This is a genomic window from Desulfocicer niacini (assembly GCF_054657595.1).
In genome coordinates this window covers 61,645-80,511 of the sequence record NZ_BAAHYK010000013.1, presented here as the reverse complement: position 1 = coordinate 80,511, position 18,867 = coordinate 61,645, and the positions used below count along the sequence as shown (strand labels likewise).

The window sequence follows — 18,867 nt, the reverse complement described above, 5'->3', positions numbered from 1 at the left end:
AGGTAGTTGCAAAAAGCACAAAGCCTGACAAAACCTTCAGCATCCAAGAGCACAAGTCCAGCTCCGCTGGCCCACCAAATGTGGTGAATGCACCATGCTGTGGCCAAGCTCTTCAAATCTGTGTTGATTGTATGTCCTGTCAACGATATGGCAGTCATATGAAAGGCTGCCAAGGCAAAATCCAGAGTGACATTCTTTTTGTTTTACATGATAAACATTGTTTTTTTACATCTATATCAATTTTTCAAAAATATCAAGCCTCAGATCCCAAAGAACAGCCATTGATTTTCCATGAAGCATGGTATCTCACCAATGCAAAAGGCCCTTTGTCCTGTCTTAAAAATTAGATTGACAACCCAGGTTTTTTCTGGCTATCTTCAATTTAAATAATTGGCTTGTTTCCCACTTTCGGCCATCTTGTTGGCTGGGCAGGCATAAGGTGCTGCAATTTTATTCTTTTTTTCCGTTCCATATCCCATCCATGGACAAAGGTACAATAATGCATTGCCGAACCCCCGGGCGGCTTATACCCACTTAACTGCCCCCCTGCTCCCTGCCCCAAACCGGCCCAGATTGTGACCAGGCCCTTAATTTAATTCACTGTTGATAATTTCCAGATATCTATACATTTTCTGAATCTTGTCTGGATTAAATGCTGCTGGGTTTCTTAATTCTTAAAACCGTATTAACACAAAGAGGTCCCTGAAACACACCACAGGCGGATGCCGTACAACCTTTCATAGTGTCGGTTTTAAGCAAAGGCACTGAATAGCGTATAGAACCGTTAACTGCCCGCACCGGTACCATGTCATTCTTTCTATGGTACTGGTACAAAAATGAAATGGTGTGCCCAGGAATCCCGGGAATGGATCATGATCATTGGACTTGATGTTGGCGGAACGCATACAGATGCAGTCCTTTTAACTAAGCAGGGACTTCTACGACAGATAAAAGTACCCACGGACAGATCAAATCTGTTTAAAACCGTGCTCACCGGATTTAATCACCTTCTTAAAGATATACCCATCGGCAGCATAAAAAGAGTGGTGATCAGCACCACCCTCACCACCAACGCCATTGTTCAAAAACAACTAAATACCGTTGGTATCATCGTCTCTTCCGGCCCCGGTATTGATCCTGAATGGTATCGCACAGATGCCCATTATCATGCCGTGGCAGGTTCCATTGATCACCGTGGAAGAGAACGAAAACCCCTTGATCACAAAGAAATACTTGCCATCGCAAAAGAGATGAAGGAGCAAAATATTTCCATCATTGGTGTCATCGGTAAATTTTCAGTGCGCAATCCGACCCATGAAATTGAAATTCAAAATCTGCTCAAAGATCAGTTTGAAACCATATTTCTGGGGCACCATGTGTCGGGAAATCTCAATTTTCCCAGACGAATTTCCACGGTGCACCTCAATGCATCGGTGTACGAAATGCACCGGGATTTTTTCCATGCCGTTAAAAATTCCCTGGAACAGAAGGGTCTTAAAATTCCCATCCAAATTCTCAAGGCCGATGGGGGTACCATGAACCTTGAATCTTCCATGGCCTTTCCAGGGCAGACCATTCTTTCCGGCCCCGCTGCAAGTGTCATGGGCTCCATTGCCTATGCTCCGGAGGATATGGATGCCATGGTGCTTGACATCGGCGGCACCACCACTGACATTGCCATTCTGGTGGACAAGGTACCCCTGCTGGAACCCTTGGGTATCCGAAGAGGGAAATATAAAAGTCTCATTAGATCCCTTAAAACCTATTCCCGGGGCATCGGCGGCGACAGCCGTGTGCGGGTGGAAAGAGGCAAATTAAGGATCGGACCGGACAGGCTGGGTCCGGCCATGGCCTTTGGCGGCCCCAGCCCTACCCCCACCGACGCTTTGGTGTTCCTAAAAAAAATGGACACAGGCGATCCTTTACTTGCCCAAAAGGGGATTGAAGCCATTGCACAGGAATTAAACATCAGCCCCGAAGCAGCGGCCCAGGCCATTTTTAAAAAAACATGCACCATGATTCTGGATCAGGCCCGAGCCCTGGTCCATCGCATCAACACAAAACCGGTCTACACCGTACATGAATTTCTGGCAGGATACGCCATTAATCCCCGGCAAATATTATTGCTGGGGGGCCCTGCCCCCTATTTTGCCGAAGAAATTCAAGCCATATCCGGCATTCCCACGAAAACAATTCCTGAAAGTGCCGTTGCCAATGCCATCGGAGCAGCCTTGGCCCGAACCACCTGTGAGGTATCTCTGCTGGCAGACACAGAACAGGGCAAAGCCATGTCACCGGAAGAAGACTTCACCATTAAAATTCCCCCCACCTTTTCCGAAGAGGATGCCGTGGATACCACCCACGATCTTTTGCGCAAAAAAGCTCTTAAATCTGGTGCATCCACAGAAGACATGGCAGTGGAAATCATTGAATATCAAAAATTTAACATAGTGCGAAATTTTTCGCCCAGGGGAAAAATATTCAAAGTAAAAATGCAGGTTAAGCCAGGACTCATCAAAGCCTATGATGCCGTTTGTCATCACTGCACCATCAACCCGGAGATATAAAAGGGGATATAATGCTCAAGGCAGCACACAAAACCGGTCTGGTGTTTTTTCCGGCCTTTGACTGGGCCATTGATCCAACCCACCCGGAACGGGAAGAACGACTCTTGTACACCCAGGATCAAGTCACAGAAGAGGGAATCTTTGACATTGACGGAATCGTGGAACTCAAACCGGATCTGATCACCCACCAGGACATTCAAAGAACCCACATCTGCATCCCGGATGAAGAAACCATCACTACGGAATCCCACCTGATAAGTGCAGGGGGTACCGTTGCAATTGCCAAAGCGGTCATGGAAAAAAGAATCAAACGCGGATTTGCCCTGGTGCGCCCCCCGGGACATCATGCCATGCACATCACTCATGGCGGCAGGGGATTTTGTCATATCAACATGGAAGCCATCATGGTGGAATATATCCGGCGACATTATGATGTAAAACGCGTGGCCATCATTGACACCGACTGCCACCATGGTGATGGCACCAATGATATCTACTGGCATGATCCAGAGACCTTGTTTATATCCATTCACCAGGATGGCAGAACCCTGTACCCCGGTTCAGGGTTCACAGGAGAACTTGGCGGTCCCAATGCACTGGGCTCCAACCTGAACATCCCCCTTCCCCCGGGAACGGCCACCGAAGGATATCTGTATGTGCTGGAGAACACCATCCTGCCGGCCATAGAGACCTTCAAACCCGATATCGTGGTCAACTCCGCAGGCCAGGACAATCACTACACCGATCCTTTGACCAACATGAAATTCTGCGCCCAGGGCTATGCAGATCTAACCCGCCTTCTGAAACCCGACATTGCAGTTTTAGAAGGGGGCTACGCCATTGAAGGAGCGCTTCCCTACGTCAATCTTGGCATTATTCTGGCCCTTGCAGGACTTGACTATTCCCAGGTGGTGGAACCCAATTACAACCCGGAAAAATTAAAACAGTCCCCCCATGTCACGGAAAAAATTAAAAAGACCGTGGAGATCATCAACACCCACTGGGCCAATCGTCATGCCATGCGTGAGGCAACCGGAAAACCCGGAAATATCCAGGAGCGCCAGCGGGAAATCTACTACGACACCGACAATATTCTTGAAAGGCAAAAAGAAAAAATAAGAATCTGCAGGGACTGTGGAGGTGCCTTTCAGGTGGAATCCACGGCCATGCCGGGTTTCCGGGTAATGGCTGTCCATATTCCCCAATACGCCTGCCCCATCTGCCGGGAAAAGGGCTATGAAATGTATGAAACTGCCCCCAGAAACAAATATGATAAAATAATCCTTCAGGATAAATCCCAGGACAATTACATCGTTTCACCCGGCAATTAATACCAGGCTTGGCAACGAAGCTTAAAAAACGGATATAGTTTAATAAATGCAAAACAGTAAGCACGAAAATTTAATCTTACGTGCCCGGGTGCTACAGGCCATCCGGGCATTTTTCATTGAAAACGGATATCTTGAGGTGGAAACCCCTTTAAGGATACCGGTACCCATCCCCGAAGCCCACATTGACGGGTTTACCTCCGAGGGATGGCATCTTCAATCCTCTCCGGAAATCTGCATGAAACGCCTGGCGGCCATGGGATTTGATAGAATTTTTCAGATCTGTAAATGTTTCAGAAAGGAAGAAACAAGCCCTCGGCATCTCACGGAAATGACCCTGCTTGAATGGTACACAGCGAAAAATTCCTACAGGGAACTCATGGATCAGACCCGGGAACTCATTGGGTATGTGGCCCAGCTCCTTGGCCTAAAAAACAGCCTGACCTATGGGAACAAGACCATCTCGCTGGACAGGGCCTGGCAGTTCCTCACCGTTTCCCGGGCCTTTGAAATGTATGGGGGAATCTCCATGAAAAAAGCCATTGAAACAGACAGGTTTGACGAAATCATGGCCTTTGATATAGAACCCAGACTTGGAGAGGAATGTCCCGTTTTTCTGTTTGATTATCCTGCCGCCATGGGAGCGCTGGCACGCCTGAAACCCGGAATACCCGAGATTGCAGAACGATTTGAATTGTATATTGGCGGTATGGAACTGGCCAATGGATTTTCAGAACTCACCGATCCAGTTGAGCAGAGGCAACGTTTTAAAAAGGAAATAGCCCTGCGAAAGGCCGCGGGAAAACCTCTGACTCCTATGCCGTATAAATTTCTGTCAGCCATTGAACAGATGCCGGACACCGCAGGTATTGCCCTGGGTATTGATCGTCTTGTCATGCTTTTTGCCAATGCCCACAGCATTGATAAAGTGGTAACTTTTACCTCGGAAACCCTGTAACCACACTTACCCGGAAAAACCCAACAAATTTTAAATTTATGCCATTGCCGTCAGCTGGTTTTAAGGCGCAAAATATCGTCATTTCCACATGAAGGGCAGTTTTCAGGCCGCCCGGTCCCAGGTTCCTCTTCCCATTCATGGCCGCAGCTATCACAGCAGAACAGGCGGGGAGTTACCACAATTTCGTAGGTGCCGCCCTGAACATTAATGGCTTTACCTGAAATGATGGCATCGGCAATAATACGACGGGCATTTCTCAATATTCTGCCAAAGGTGGCCCGGGAAACCCCCATCAATTCGCCCCCTTCTTCATGGGAAAGCCCCTGTAGATCTGCCAGACGGATGGCTTCGCGTTCATCCACGGTGAGCACCACCTCCTCAAGGTCCAGCATGGGAATTCCCCTGGGTTTAAAATAGCTGACTTCCGGATGATAGCCGACTTTTCTGCTTATTACAGGTCTCACCATTTTGATTTCCAGTAATTCGTAAGTAAGGGTTTTAAATTTTATGAGACAGCCATAAAGAGTTGAGCACAGGCCATGATGAAAACCAAAAAGAGGGGCTCTCTCTTTACAAGGAAAAGCCCCTCTTCTTTATTTTAACACCTAACTTTCAAGGCAAACAACCTTACATCTTTGAGCCTTCTGCATGGCTCTGGAGCTTGACTTCAACTTTTTCTGTCAGGCTTGCATAGTATTTACGCAGGATGACAAGCACTTCTTCACGACCAAAGTGATCCACAACTTCTTCATTGTTGGAAAGGGCATGACGCAGTTTTGTACCGGAAAGGATGACCCTGTCGTCTTTACCATGGGGACAGGTTCTCATGGAAGCCATACCATCGCATTTGTGGCAGTAGAAGGTCCAGTCAATCTTCAGAGGTTCACAAAGAAGGGCTTTTCCGGGCTCTTCCGGGGTCGGAATGGTGTCAAAAATTTCCTGGGCTTCGAACAGTGTATAAAAATCACCAACGCCAGCATGGTCACGACCGATGATCATTTTATTTACACCGTAGTTCTGACGGAAGGTGGCATGGAGCAGGCCTTCACGGGGACCGGCATAGCGCATGTCAAGGGGATATCCACCATTGACAACATGCTGGGGAACAAAATAACCCTTGATCAGGGTGTCAATGCACTCAATACGGACCTCTGCCGGAATATCACCGGGTTTCAGGTTACCGATGAGAGAGTGGATGAGAACGCCGTCACATACATCAAGGGCGATCTTGCAAAGATGCTCATGGGAACGATGCATGGGGTTTCTCAGCTGCATGGAAGCAACATTGGCCCAGCCTCTTTCGTCAAAGATGGCACGGGTCTCTTTGGGGGTAAGATATACGCCTTTGAATTTTTCCGGGAACTCGCCTTCGGAAAGTACTTTTACAGGACCGGCAAGGCAGAACTCTTTTCTGGCCATAACCATCTGAACACCTGGGTGATCTTCCATGGCAATTTTCCAGAACACATCGTCTGCTGACTCTTCGCCGTGTCCCTTGTAAACTTTCTCACATTCCCATTTCTTGTCATCTTCGGTCATCTCAAATTTTTCAGTGACCTTCATGGTGGCATAGATCTCGCCATTTCTTTCCAGAGTGATCTCGTCGCCAAGGTTGATGGCAGCCGCATCATCTTTGGCAGCATCCAGCATTACAGGAACAGGCCAGAAGGTACCATCGGCAAGGAGGAAGTCTGCGCAAACGCCTTTCCAGTCAGCTTTTGTCATGAAACCGTCAAGGGGGCTGAAACCACCGATGCCGAGCATGATCAGATCGCCTTTCACCTGGGAGCTGATTTCAATTTTTTTCAGGCCAGCAGCTTTTTTCAATTCTGCTTCAAGTTCTGCGCCTTCGAGTTTACAGCAAACAAGTCCTTTTCCACCGTGGGGTGCAACTAATTTAGACATAACTACTAACTCTCCTTAATATAATATTAACCAAAATAAATGTTTGTACCAAACATTTATACAAATTCCATCTTCTGCCCCAAAATACGCCTGGGCACTCAAATGCCTACCATGAACTAATAATGATTGGACTTTTTGTCAAGAATAATTATTGTTTTATCCCCACAAGGGTGCCGATTTCAGCCATGGTCTCCACATGAAAATCCGCCTCAAGCGCCTTATTTTTAAAGGCCACAAAGGGAACCCCGGCTGATCTGGCGGCCATCTGATCATATTGAGAATCCCCCACAAAAAGCATCTGTTCCGAGGTCAGGGAAAACGTTTTCATGATGATGTCCAACTGCTCGGGGGAGGGTTTGGGCTTGGCGACATCGGCCGCCGTCATCACCAGATCAAAACAGTTTTCCATGTCATGGGCAGTCAAGACCGCTTCCATGGTATTGGTCCGATTGGTGGCAACCGCCCTTATCATGCCATTTTTTTCCAGGGCTGTCAGCAGTCTTTTCAAGCCCCTTTCCCGCTGCATGTAAGGAATAAACTGGGCATATCCCATAGTTCCCATAAATGCGTACACCGCATCCAGGGAATCCATTTCAGGAAAAAGGTATTTGAGGGCCTCTTTCACCGTAAACATATGCACCTTGACAAACTGCTCCCGGGTAAGGGGTGTTTTGCCAAAATGAGCCAGTACCTTATTATAATACATTTCGTTGGCGCCTGAAGTGTCGAACATTACGCCGTCACAGTCAAAGACCACCGCTTTTATTTGTTGCATTTTATATTCATTCCAGGATATTGCCAAAGACATTGATTCTTATTTCAGGCTGAAGGGCGCTGTCCGTAACAAGGGTAATCATGTCAAAATATCTGCCGGGACGGTTCTTTTTGTTGGTGACCGTGATCTCCCAGGCCAACTTGTCTTGCCCGGGGGCCGTCAGCACCACTTCCAGATTTTTTTCATTTTTAACAAAAATATCTTTGATGGTAAAAGGATATTTTTCCATGGGAACCACCTTGACCACCGCTTTCAACTCCGCCTGGGCTTTGCCCATGAGGCGTACCACATTGGGCTCAATTTCAACCGTTTTTTCCACTGCCCCCGTCACCTTTAAAGAGATGACTTTTTGAATGGGATCACTGGTATATACCTGAATGGTTTTACTCAGGTTTTTTCCACCATATCCGGCGGTGGCAACTGCGATGTTTATTTTTCCTTCCCCACCCGGGGGAATAGTTCTGTCATAGGAGACAGCGGTGCAACCTCAACCGGTTTTGACCCGAACCACTTCAAGGAGGGCTGTCCCCTTATTTTTGATAACATAGGCATGGGTGACCTTGGTTCCTTCGGGCACCGCATCAAACCGGTACTCCGGTACAGCAATTTCCGCCACAGGAACAGGGTCGTCAGCTTGGGATTCCGCTTTGGTTTCAAGGGACCACACAGGCACACAAAGGGCCATGGACACCAGGGCCACAAGAAAAATAAATTTGATATTTTTCATCTTAATTCCTCCCGTTGGTTTGTGAAAAGTCAAGGTTTAATAATGATAAGAGGACAGCCATGGATTTTTAATCCATACTGCCTCCATGCAATTGTTCATTGAGATAACGACAAAGATCAGTGGCTGGGGTAAATCCATGGTCATCAATGGAAAGCACGGGCACAATTCCCATAAGAGCATTGGCCGCAAATACATGCTCCATGGCATGGACATATTGCATGGTCATTTTTTTTATACGCACCTCATAGCCCTGTTTTTCAAGACATTCGGCGGCCATACGGCCGGTCACCCCGGGAAGTACGTGGTCAGACATGGGCAGATAAAGACAGTTACCCGACAGGGCAAGAAGAGAGGCGGTGCTGGTTTCAGACAGGGTTTTATCCGGGTTGAGAATCAGGGCCTCATCGGCCCCATGGGCCCTGGCATACTGTCCGGCTCTGTCATAGAAAAAATAATTCAGGGTTTTGTGGTCCGCCAGGGGAGTATGGCGATAAAAAGGATAGGTTATCAGACGAAGCCCGGGTTGGCCCAGAAGATCCAGACGATGGACATAGGGCCGTACAAAAACGGCCAGAAAATCCGAGACACCAGCCATTCCCGAAGGGGAGACCTGGCCCATGGCAGCCATGATCTTAACGGCGGCCACCCTCCCGGTGAGATTATTGATCTTTATCAAGTGTGAAATAATGGTTTCCCAGGAAATGTCCGGAGGCGGAGTCTGAAAAAGTCCTTCCCAACTGGCATGGAATCGATCCATATGGGCTTTGAAGAAACAGGGTGTTTCGTCCTGCACCCGGATGGTTTCAAAGATACCGGCACCATACTGCCCCCCCGGTGACAGGGCCTGAATTTTTGCCCTGTCCTGGGAGATAATACGGCCGTTAACCCAGGCAGACAAAGGGTTTTCATATCCACTGGCACCCATCAAAGACAGGGTGTCCATGATGGTTTTACCCTTATGCAAGGTTTCCTCGTACTCTTTTTCCGGGATGGAGTCAAACACAATGCCCCCCCCCACGGAATAATTGATTTTCCCCCCGGCCACAGTGGCGGTACGAATGGCAATGGATAAATCCATGGTATCATGGAAACTGATGTATCCCAGGGAACCGGTGTACACATGGCGCTGCATTGATTCCAGTTCATCAATGATTTCCATGGAACGAATTTTGGGACATCCGGTGATGGAGCCCCCTGGAAAAGTGGCCCGGATAACATCCACGGCATCCATATTCCTGTCAAGCTCGGCTGTGACAATGGACACCAGATGAAACACATTGTCATAGGGCTCCAGGCGCTTATGGGCCGCAACACGAACCGTCCCCCCCCTTGCCACCCGACCAAGATCATTTCTCATGAGATCCACAATCATGGACAGTTCGGCTTCATCCTTGGCACTTTCAGTGAGTTCCCTCGCAAGCGCACTATCTTCATCCGGGGATTTTCCCCGGGGAAGGGTTCCTTTGATGGGACGGGTTTCAAGATATTCTCCCTTCTGCTGTATGAATCGCTCGGGGGAGGTAGAAACAATCTGGTGATCACCGGCATTAACAAAGGCAAAAAACGGGGCCGGGTTGCGGTGATAAAGGTCCCTGAAAAGGGCATAGGCATCTCCCTGGAAACCGGTTTCATATCTCTGGGACAGGTTCACCTGGTAGATATCACCGGCCCGGATATAAGACAAAATACGTTCCACCGCAGCCACATAGGATTCCTGGGTAAAATTGGATGTAAAACCCGATGGATCTATGGCATAGGACCCGGTGTTGTCAGACGACCCTGGAGACACGGAGATATTGTCCTTCTTAAAATTCCCAAAAGGGTGCATCCCATCTGCTGGATTGGCAATGGCCCCGCGCAGAATCTCTCTACGATGATGACCAATAAATGTGGCCATTTCTCTAAATTCCGTGTCAGGAGACAGCTCAGGAGAAAATAGATCCGTGCAGCCGGTCATCTTGTCATGTACCACCACCACCGCAGGAAGCACCAGAAACAGATCCGGAAGATTACGGGGGGAGCAGGTGCGGGGAAGGGTCTCAATGCGATCCTTCAAATCATAGGACAGATACCCGAAAAGCCCCGATGCCACCGGCGTTGCCGTACCTTGGGGACAGGACACCTTGAAAAAGGATAAAATGGCGGACAATGCATCAAGGGGATCCATGTAAAAGTAAAATGTTTCCCCGGGCAGTCTGATCTCAACTTTTTTTCCATGACACACCAAGGTGAGCCACGGGGCTGTGGCCAGGATATGGTACCGGGCGCAGTCCATGGTACCACCGCTCAGAAGCAGCACCGTCCCCTGGCGCGAAGCAAGAGGACGGGCAAATTCATCCAGAGGTATGGAAAGGGGAAGGGACTCCCGTTGGAATGCAGTTATGCGTGGAAGTCTTTTCAATAGAGCGTTTAATGATGTCATGACACGCTTAGAGCCTGGCTCCTGTTCATCGAAGAAAGGGATTTATCTTTTTTTCTCTGCCAATGGAGGTTTCAGGTCCATGGCCGGGATGAACCACAGTGTCGTCGGAAAGGAGGAATAACTTTTGACGGATATTATCAATCAACTGCTGATAATCTCCGCCGGGTAGATCGGTTCTGCCAATGGAACCGGCAAACAGAGTATCCCCCACAAACACATGGCCCGGGGTAAAAAGGCAGACTCCCCCCAGGGAATGGCCAGGTGTATGAATCACCTTCAGGGTAATTTTGCCAAAAGTGATCTCTTCATCTTCATTGAGATAAGCGTCTGCCTTGGGAGAATTTTCAGCGGAAAGCCCAAAGGATGCTGCAGCCCGGTTGAGATCCGCCAGCATAGGTTCATCTGCCTGGTGAATCATTAAGGGGGCCTGGGTGGCATCCTTCATTTTCCGGTTGGCCCCCACATGGTCAAAATGGCCATGGGTATTTAAAAGGTATTTCACCTTTAATTTCAGAGAGGCAAGGGTGGTGAGGATGACATCCGCCTCGGCACCGGGATCAATGACCACGGCCTGTCTTGTCTCTTCACAGCCCAATATATAGCAATTGGCCATGATGGGTCCCACTTCACGTTTCTCTATAATCACAAAAATTCCTCCATTTATCGCTTTATCAAGAGTCAGGCAATTTGTTCAGAAAGGCGAATACGGTCAAGCACACCGTTGACAAAGGGTCCTGATGCCCGGGTACCGAATCTTTTACCGATATCCACAGCCTCGTTAATGGAAACGGTGGCGGGAATGTCCAGGCAGTACAGAAACTCATAAATGGCCATGCGAAGGACATTTCTATCCACCACTGACATCCGGCTTACCCGCCAGTTGGTGGCATATTTATTCAAGAGATCGTCCAGCTCTCCCAGGTATTCCGCAACACCGTTCACCAACTGAAAAAAAAGTGGATTCACTCCTTCAATGACTGAACCTGCCAGGTGTTCACAAAAAAGATCCAGCAGTTCCCGGGGATCACCCTTGTCCACATCCGCATAATAAAGGGCTTGTAGGGCGAGTATTCTTGCCTGCCTGCGTTCCCCCATGCTTATTTCGCCCCGCCCATATCCACCATGAGATTGGCCATCTCAATGGCAGCCATAGCCGAATCAAAACCCTTATTTCCCGCTTTGGTTCCGGCACGTTCCACCGCCTGTTCAATGGTATCTGTTGTAAGAACGCCAAAGATCACCGGTATACCTGCATCCAGGCCCACCGTAGCAACGCCCTTGGAAACCTCGGCACAGACATAGTCATAATGGCTGGTGGCTCCCCGTATAACGGCCCCAAGACAGATAATGGCATCATAGGTTCCCGCATCTGCCATTTTTTTGGCAATCAGAGGAATTTCAAAGGCACCAGGCACCTTTACCAGTGTGATGTCTTTATCTGCAGCACCGCTTCGCACCAAGGCATCCACGGCACCATTTACCAGTCGTTCCGTTATAAAATCGTTAAATCGTGCTGCAATAATTCCAAATTTTTTACCACCGGCCTGCAGTCCGGCATCAATTATACGTGGCATTTTCCATCCTTTACCCTGTTATTCGTTAAGATCAGGGGTACACATTTTAAGCAAATGGCCCATTTTCAGCTGTTTACACGAGAGGTAATCCTTGTTGTATTTATTGGGGCCCACCTCAATGGGCACCTGCTCCACAACACTAAGGCCATAGCCTTCAAGTCCCACCATCTTTGTGGGATTATTGGTCATCAGCCGCATTTTTCGAACCCCGAGATCCGCAAGCATCTGGGCACCAATGCCATAATCACGCATGTCCGCATCAAACCCAAGCTTAAGATTGGCCTCCACGGTGTCGCACCCTTTTCGCTGTAGTTCATAGGCCTTGAGCTTATTTACCAGACCAATGCCCCGCCCTTCCTGGCGCAGGTACAAGATGACCCCACTCCCCTCTTTTTCCATGCGTTCCATGGCCCTGTGAAGCTGATCTCCGCAGTCACACCGCATGGAACCAAAAATATCACCGGTCATGCATTCGGAATGAACCCGCACCAGAATGGCCTTTGCAGGGTCAATTTCTCCTTTGACCATGGCGATATGGGTGAGATTATCCAGATCATTTTCATAGGCAATGATTCTAAATTCCCCGCCAAAATGGGTGGGAATAACAGTCTGGGCGGCCTTTCTCACAAAAGATTCTGTTTTCAAGCGGTAATTTACCAGATCTGCCACCGTGCAGATGCCGATATTGTGTTTTTCACTGAATTTTTCCAGGGAGGGCATGCGGGCCATGGTACCGTCATCATCCATGATTTCACAGATAACCCCAGCGGGCTTGAGTCCGGCAAGTTTAGCCAGATCCACGGAACCTTCGGTCTGGCCTATGCGCACCATTACCCCTCCATCCCTTGCCCTGAGGGGGAAAACATGCCCCGGACGGACAAGATCATTGGCAGTGGCACCATCGGCCACAGCCACCTGAATGGTGGTGGCCCTGTCCGCAGCAGAAATACCTGTGGTGACGCCTTTTTTGGCCTCAATGGAAACGGTGAATCCTGTCTCATAGGGAGATGTGTTGTCCTCCACCATCATGGACAGTCCCAGTCGATCGGCAATGTCACCGGCCAGGGAAAGGCAGATCAGGCCTCGACCATGCGTGGCCATGAAATTAATGGCCTCCGGGGTAACCGCCTCGGCGGCCATGGTCAGATCCCCTTCGTTCTCACGGTCTTCATCATCCACCAGAATCACCATGCGACCGGCTTTTATGTCTTCAATGGCCTGTTCAATTGTTATTTGCGGCATTTGTGAATATTTTCACTCCTTTTAACTTTTAAAGGAAACGCAGTTTAATGCAATCAGTGGATACCAATTTGTGATACCTGTTGCGTTTCAATCTTCGTTACAGCAGTGTAAACTGCTATACGTCTTTTTTATATGAAAAGGTCGCTTTTAAGTCTACCTCAGCTGAGCCCCTCCCCCGAGGGGCAATAGGAACCGGGCAATCGAGCTGTCTTCAGTTCCGGTGGCCCATTGCCCGTCGGGGGAGGGGCGGCATAATGCCATTTACCATTTTCAATATTCGTTGTGTCCGACAGGACATGCGGTTTATATAAAACCGTTTCTGGCCAGCAGGTCCATGCTGAGGCCGCCGCCCACGGTGCGTTTTCCCGATGCAACACCAGTGTGAAGAAATCGCTTAACATATTTGCCAAGCATGTCGGTTTCAATGTTTACAAGGGTACCGACCTTCATGGATGCAATGGTGGTTATCTGTGCGGTATGAGGAATAATGCTCAGTTCAAATGCATTGTCCATTACCTTGTTAATGGTCAGACTGATGCCGTCAACGGCCACAGATCCTTTTTCAATCATTTCCCCGGCCAGGGCAGAAGATACCCCCACCTTGAGAATAACAGCATTGCTTAACTTCTGTATGGATAATATGGTACCAGTACCGTCGATGTGACCCGACACAAGGTGGCCATCCAGTCGATCGGACAATCTCAGGGCTCTTTCAAGGTTCACCCGGTCCCCGTGCTTTTTTTTGCTAAAAGTGGTTCTGCTGACTGTCTCCGGGGCCATATCCACTGAAAAGGTGTGCTTTTGAAGGGCAACCGCAGTGAGGCAGGCACCGTTCACCGCAATGGAGTCTCCAATACGGCACGTAGAAAGATCCATATCCGTGTCAATGGTCAGCACCTTGCCCTGATCCTGGGTTTTAATTGCTGCAATGGTTCCCACAGATTCAATAATGCCAGTAAACATATTTTTCCCCGGTTTTGTCAAAGGGTGTCATTGGACTATTTCAGATAGCCATAAATGAGAAAATCATCATCAAAGCGCATCATGTCAACCCGGTCCAGGGAAAATGCATCCTTCATCAGGGCCGGACCCCGGCCCCGGCATACGGGAATGCCATCATCTCCCCCCAGTATTTTCGGGGCAATATAGAACATCACCTTGTTCACCACCCCGGCAGCCAGAGCCGATGCCATCACACTGCCTCCGCCTTCAATCAGAAGGCTCATGATACCCATTTCTCCAAGACTCTCCATCACGGCATCCAGGTCCAGCCCCACAGAACCAGGAGCCTGGCCCACCGCCACCACCGTGACACCGGCGGCTTCAAGGGCTTTGAGCTTATGGGAAGGTGCATCCATGGCGGTCATTATAATAGTGTCTGCATTGGAAGGTCCGGTGATGACCCGGGCTGTAAGGTCAATGGAAAGTTGAGAATCCAAAATGACCCGTCGAGGATCCCGGGTCTCCATACCCTCCACCCGGGATGTCAGGGATGGATTGTCGGCGGCGAGGGTGCCGGATCCAATAAGAATTGCGTCCACGCTGTGACGAAGCAGGTGAACGTGGGCACGGGATTTTTCATTGGTGACCCAGCGGGAATCGCCGGTTCGGGTGGCAATGCGTCCATCCAGGGTGGAGGCGCATTTTAAAATCACAAAGGGCCGCTTGCGATTTTTGACGTACCATATAAAATCCTCTATCAAAGTCTCTCCGGCATCCCGGCATACACCCACTTCAACCTCAATGCCTTTTTCTTTTAAAAAGGCAATGCCACCGCCTTTTACAAAGGGGTTGGGGTCCACAACGGAAACAAACACCCGGGCAATACCAGCATCCAGGATCTTACGGGTACAGGGGGGAGTCTTACCAAAATGATTACATGGCTCCAGGGTCACATAGATATCGGCTCCCCGGGCCTTTTCTCCGGCATCGTTGATGGCTTCCACCTCTGCATGGGCAAGGCCTGCACCCCGGTGCCAGCCCTCCCCCACAATGCGTCCATCCTTGACTACCACAGCCCCCACCATGGGATTGGGGGAGGTAAATCCCCGACCCTTTTCAGCCAGCTCCAGGGCTCGCTTCATGTGCGCTTCTTTGTTTTTCAAGGCAGACCGTCCATTTTTTTCTTTTTAGGGGTAAGGCGTTTCAACTCATTGATGAAGTCATCCACATCCTTAAATTCCCGATACACAGAGGCAAAACGTACATAGGCAACATCATCCATGGCATGGAGGCGGGCCATGATTTTTTCTCCCAGTTCCCGGGACGGCACCTCTTTTTCGCTGTTATCTCTCAGGTCTCGCTCAATGTCGTCAACAACCGCCTCCATCTGGTCAATGGAAATAGTCCTTTTTTCACAGGCTTTTTTAATGCCTGCAAGGATCTTATGTCGAACAAAACTCTCCCGACGTCCGTCTTTTTTAATGATCATAACCGGTACATCCTCCACCTTTTCATAGGTGGTGAACCGGCGAAGACACTCCTGACACTCCCGACGCCTGCGAATTTCAAGTTCCGTCCGACTCAACCGGGAGTCAATGACCCTGCTGTTCAGTTTTCCACAATAGGGACACTTCATTTCAGAACCTCACAATCTTGCATGCCGGTGTTCCGTGGGCACACGGTTTATATTGTTGTCAGTTGAACCAGCTCAACCCCGGCCTGGCTGAACATCTCCAGGGACATGGTGTCGTTGTATCCATGGCAATAATACACCATGACAATCCCGGCATTAATGATCATTTTCGTACAGATGGAACAGGGTTGATGGGTGCAGTAAAGGGTGGCACCCTTCACACAAATACCATGGCAGGCGGCCTGGATAATGGCATTCTGCTCGGCATGAACCCCACGGCATAACTCGTGTTTTTCTCCGGAAGGGACATTGAGCTTTGCCCGGAGACACCCGGTCTGATCACAGTGTGGTATCCCGGTGGGGGCACCATTATACCCACTGCACAGGATCCGCCGGTCCTTTACCAGCACCGCCCCCACCCGCCGCCGGATGCAGGTAGCACGGGTGGCCACAAGATGGGCAATGTCCATGAAATAGGCGTTCCACGACGGCCGGGGGGAAACCACGGGTTCCATCATCAGCGGTTATCATACAGGGGAAACTGTCGACACAGTTCCAGCACCCGGGCTTTAATCGTGGCGGGCTCCAGCTTTTTGTCAAGCACATCACAGATACACTGGGCCACGGTTTTCATCTCCGCCTCTCCCATGCCCCGGGAGGTGAGCAGAGGCGTACCCACGCGAATCCCACTTGTGACCATGGGACCTCTGGGATCATTGGGAATGGCGTTTTTATTCACGGTGATACCTGCAAGGCCCAGCAGTTTTTCCGCATCTTTACCGGAAAGGTCTTTATTGCTCAGATCCACCAGCATGAGATGATTGTCTGTTCCACCGGAGACCAGATTGACATCATGGGCCATCAATGTCTGGGCCAACACAGCGGCATTTTTGATAACCTGCCCTTGATACTCTTTGAAACTAGGATCAAGGGCCTCTTTAAAAGCCACCGCCTTGGCTGCAATGATGTGCATGAGGGGACCGCCCTGAATGCCCGGGAAAATTTGACTGTTAATTTTTGCCCCAAGTTCCTCGCGACACAGGATCAATCCCCCCCGGGGGCCCCTCAGGGTTTTATGGGTGGTGGAAGTAACCACATCGGCAAAGGGGACAGGAGACGGATGCAGACCCGTTGCCACAAGGCCTGCAATGTGGGCCATATCCACCATCAAAAGGGCATTGTTTGCCCTTGCAATGTCAGAAAACCCTTTGAAATCAAGTATCCGGGGGTAGGCACTGGCACCGGCCACAATCAATCGGGGTTTGTGTTCTGCCGCAAGAGCCGCCACTTCATCAAGATCAATGCGCTGGGTATCGGCGGAAAGCCCGTAATGCACAAAGTTAAACAGCCGTCCTGAAAAACTCACCGGGCTGCCGTGGGTCAGATGTCCGCCATGGGAAAGGTCCATGGCCAGGACTGTATCTCCGGGGTTCAGCAGTGCAAAATAGGCGGCCATATTGGCTCCGGATCCGGAATGGGGCTGCACATTGGCATGGTCTGCACCAAAAAGGGTCTTGGCACGATCAATGGCAAGGGCTTCTGCCCTGTCCACGTTTACGCAACCGCCATAATACCGTTTTGCCGGATACCCCTCAGCGTATTTATTGGTCAATACCGATCCCTGGGCAGCCATGACGGCGTTGCTGGCCGTATTTTCCGAAGCAATGAGCTCCAACCCCTCTTCCTGACGTAATCGTTCGTCTGCTATTATCCTTGCTACATCAGGATCAACCGCTTCAATGCAGGACATCTTTACATCTCCATATTTTTTCACATCATTTCACAAATTATATATTGCAATACTTTGGGTATTGCCCCCGGATTCACATGTCTCCCATCCGGGGTGCACTAAAAAGTAGAAATCCGTTCCAGGTGTCGCCCCCCCTCAAAGGGGGTTTCAAGCCATTCCCGGACCAGTTCACAGGCAAGGATATCACCTATGAGACGTCCTCCCAGCACAAGGATATTGGAATCATTGTGCTGTCGGCTCATGCGAACAGAAAAGATATCACTGCAAAGGGCTGCCCGGACATTGGGAAATCTATTGGCCACCATGGACATGCCAAGGCCTGTGCCGCAAAGCAGAATCCCCCGGGTATGGATCTTATCTGATATGGCACCCGCCACTTTTTTCCCATAATCAGCATAGTTCACGGATGCCGTATCATAGGTGCCGGCATCCACCACCTCAATACCCCGTTTCCTGATAAAGGTTTTCAGCTTTTCTTTAAGCTCAAAGGCGGCATGGTCACTGCCGATAATGATGGCATCCGAATTCTGTGCCCCGGGAAGGGACGCATCTGTATGGGTCATGATTTGGCCTCTACATACTGGATAATATCCTGCACCGTCACCATGTTTCCGGCATCATCATCGTCAATTTCCATATCAAAGGCTTCTTCCATGGACATGATCAGCTCAACCAGCGCCAGTGAATCGGCACCCAGGTCATCCACAAGGGATGCTTCCGGAACCACATCTTCAACGTCAATGCCGGAAAGCTTTTCTGCGATTATCTTTTTTACTTTTATTGCGACACTCATGGGCCAGCGGTTTCTCCTTTTTTAAGAGGTGGTAACGCCACAGGAATATGACCTCAGATTATGCTTCGGCTTCAACAACAGCTTTCACATTTCTTCCCCGGTAGGCACCGCATTCGGGACAGGCTGCATGGGGAAGCTTGGCTTCCTGGCATTCTGGACAAACGGAAAGAGTGGGAACCGCCACTTTCTGATGGGTACGTCTTTTCCGGCCACGACTCTTGGATGATTTTTGCTTTGGGACTGCCATTTTA

The 18,867-nt window shown here is 49.6% G+C and carries 21 protein-coding genes; 3 read left to right on the top strand and 18 right to left on the bottom strand.

What is annotated here, in order from left to right; genetic code table 11:
* Positions 1–836 precede the first annotated feature (836 nt).
* The 3 genes from ACYQ2M_RS08915 to epmA are packed head-to-tail and all read left to right on the top strand — an operon-like array spanning position 837 to position 4,853.
* A complete protein-coding gene (locus ACYQ2M_RS08915) occupies positions 837–2,567 on the top strand; it encodes a hydantoinase/oxoprolinase family protein (RefSeq protein ID WP_459915986.1) in 1,731 nt (576 codons plus the stop codon).
* An 11-nt stretch (positions 2,568–2,578) separates the two neighbouring features.
* A complete protein-coding gene (locus ACYQ2M_RS08910; RefSeq protein ID WP_459915985.1) occupies positions 2,579–3,898 on the top strand; it encodes a histone deacetylase family protein in 1,320 nt (439 codons plus the stop codon).
* A 46-nt stretch (positions 3,899–3,944) separates the two neighbouring features.
* Positions 3,945–4,853: an EF-P lysine aminoacylase EpmA gene (gene epmA, locus ACYQ2M_RS08905; protein ID WP_459915984.1), complete on the top strand. Its 909-nt coding sequence runs from the start codon at positions 3,945–3,947 to the stop codon at positions 4,851–4,853.
* 50 nt (positions 4,854–4,903) lie between these two features.
* On the opposite strand, the gene ACYQ2M_RS08900 is transcribed toward epmA, so the two are convergent.
* The 18 genes from ACYQ2M_RS08900 to rpmF all read right to left on the bottom strand — a co-directional run bounded on the left by ACYQ2M_RS08900 (position 4,904) and on the right by rpmF (position 18,863).
* Positions 4,904–5,320 (bottom strand): DUF134 domain-containing protein, encoded by a 417-nt coding sequence (locus ACYQ2M_RS08900; RefSeq protein ID WP_459915983.1) that lies wholly within the window; start codon positions 5,318–5,320, stop codon positions 4,904–4,906.
* Positions 5,321–5,480: 160 nt separating this feature from the next.
* Positions 5,481–6,758, bottom strand: coding sequence for a sulfate adenylyltransferase (gene sat, locus ACYQ2M_RS08895; protein ID WP_459915982.1), 1,278 nt, complete (start codon positions 6,756–6,758; stop codon positions 5,481–5,483).
* 148 nt (positions 6,759–6,906) lie between these two features.
* Positions 6,907–7,533, bottom strand: a complete 627-nt coding sequence (locus ACYQ2M_RS08890; protein ID WP_459915981.1) for an HAD family hydrolase — start codon at positions 7,531–7,533, stop codon at positions 6,907–6,909.
* A gap of 7 nt (positions 7,534–7,540) precedes the next feature.
* Positions 7,541–7,852 (bottom strand): hypothetical protein, encoded by a 312-nt coding sequence (locus tag ACYQ2M_RS08885; protein ID WP_459915980.1) that lies wholly within the window; start codon positions 7,850–7,852, stop codon positions 7,541–7,543.
* A 168-nt stretch (positions 7,853–8,020) separates the two neighbouring features.
* On the bottom strand, positions 8,021–8,260 hold the full coding sequence (locus ACYQ2M_RS08880; protein ID WP_459915979.1) for a hypothetical protein: 240 nt from the start codon (positions 8,258–8,260) through the stop codon (positions 8,021–8,023).
* 67 nt (positions 8,261–8,327) lie between these two features.
* Positions 8,328–10,682, bottom strand: a complete 2,355-nt coding sequence (pabB, locus tag ACYQ2M_RS08875) for an aminodeoxychorismate synthase component I (RefSeq protein WP_459915978.1) — start codon at positions 10,680–10,682, stop codon at positions 8,328–8,330.
* 25 nt (positions 10,683–10,707) lie between these two features.
* The gene (locus ACYQ2M_RS08870) at positions 10,708–11,328 is read right to left on the bottom strand and encodes an MBL fold metallo-hydrolase (RefSeq protein ID WP_459915977.1); all 621 of its coding nucleotides are present in this window, start codon (positions 11,326–11,328) and stop codon (positions 10,708–10,710) included.
* A 32-nt stretch (positions 11,329–11,360) separates the two neighbouring features.
* Positions 11,361–11,777: a transcription antitermination factor NusB gene (gene nusB, locus ACYQ2M_RS08865; protein WP_459915976.1), complete on the bottom strand. Its 417-nt coding sequence runs from the start codon at positions 11,775–11,777 to the stop codon at positions 11,361–11,363.
* Positions 11,778–11,779: 2 nt separating this feature from the next.
* Positions 11,780–12,256, bottom strand: a complete 477-nt coding sequence (gene ribH, locus ACYQ2M_RS08860) for a 6,7-dimethyl-8-ribityllumazine synthase (protein ID WP_459915975.1) — start codon at positions 12,254–12,256, stop codon at positions 11,780–11,782.
* A gap of 18 nt (positions 12,257–12,274) precedes the next feature.
* The gene (locus tag ACYQ2M_RS08855) at positions 12,275–13,498 is read right to left on the bottom strand and encodes a bifunctional 3,4-dihydroxy-2-butanone-4-phosphate synthase/GTP cyclohydrolase II (RefSeq protein WP_459915974.1); all 1,224 of its coding nucleotides are present in this window, start codon (positions 13,496–13,498) and stop codon (positions 12,275–12,277) included.
* Between the two features lie 303 nt (positions 13,499–13,801).
* Complete coding sequence (locus ACYQ2M_RS08850) at positions 13,802–14,461, bottom strand: riboflavin synthase (protein WP_459915973.1); 660 nt, start codon at positions 14,459–14,461, stop codon at positions 13,802–13,804.
* A 35-nt stretch (positions 14,462–14,496) separates the two neighbouring features.
* Positions 14,497–15,603, bottom strand: a complete 1,107-nt coding sequence (ribD, locus tag ACYQ2M_RS08845; protein WP_459915972.1) for a bifunctional diaminohydroxyphosphoribosylaminopyrimidine deaminase/5-amino-6-(5-phosphoribosylamino)uracil reductase RibD — start codon at positions 15,601–15,603, stop codon at positions 14,497–14,499.
* Complete coding sequence (gene nrdR, locus ACYQ2M_RS08840; RefSeq protein ID WP_459915971.1) at positions 15,600–16,076, bottom strand: transcriptional regulator NrdR; 477 nt, start codon at positions 16,074–16,076, stop codon at positions 15,600–15,602. Before nrdR ends, ribD begins: the two co-directional genes overlap by 4 nt.
* A 47-nt stretch (positions 16,077–16,123) precedes the next feature.
* Positions 16,124–16,591: a deoxycytidylate deaminase gene (locus ACYQ2M_RS08835; protein ID WP_459915970.1), complete on the bottom strand. Its 468-nt coding sequence runs from the start codon at positions 16,589–16,591 to the stop codon at positions 16,124–16,126.
* Positions 16,591–17,823, bottom strand: coding sequence for a serine hydroxymethyltransferase (locus ACYQ2M_RS08830; RefSeq protein ID WP_459915969.1), 1,233 nt, complete (start codon positions 17,821–17,823; stop codon positions 16,591–16,593). Before ACYQ2M_RS08830 ends, ACYQ2M_RS08835 begins: the two co-directional genes overlap by 1 nt.
* Before the next feature lie 98 nt (positions 17,824–17,921).
* Entirely contained in the window at positions 17,922–18,386 is a 465-nt protein-coding gene (rpiB, locus tag ACYQ2M_RS08825) for a ribose 5-phosphate isomerase B (protein WP_459915968.1), read from the bottom strand.
* The gene (gene acpP / locus ACYQ2M_RS08820) at positions 18,383–18,616 is read right to left on the bottom strand and encodes an acyl carrier protein (RefSeq protein WP_459915967.1); all 234 of its coding nucleotides are present in this window, start codon (positions 18,614–18,616) and stop codon (positions 18,383–18,385) included. The genes rpiB and acpP overlap by 4 nt, the downstream gene beginning before the upstream one ends.
* Positions 18,617–18,674: 58 nt before the next feature.
* Positions 18,675–18,863 carry a 50S ribosomal protein L32 gene (rpmF, locus tag ACYQ2M_RS08815; RefSeq protein ID WP_459915966.1) on the bottom strand — a complete coding sequence of 63 codons (189 nt, stop codon included), beginning with the start codon at positions 18,861–18,863 and terminating at the stop codon, positions 18,675–18,677.
* Between the last annotated feature and the right edge of the window lie 4 nt (positions 18,864–18,867).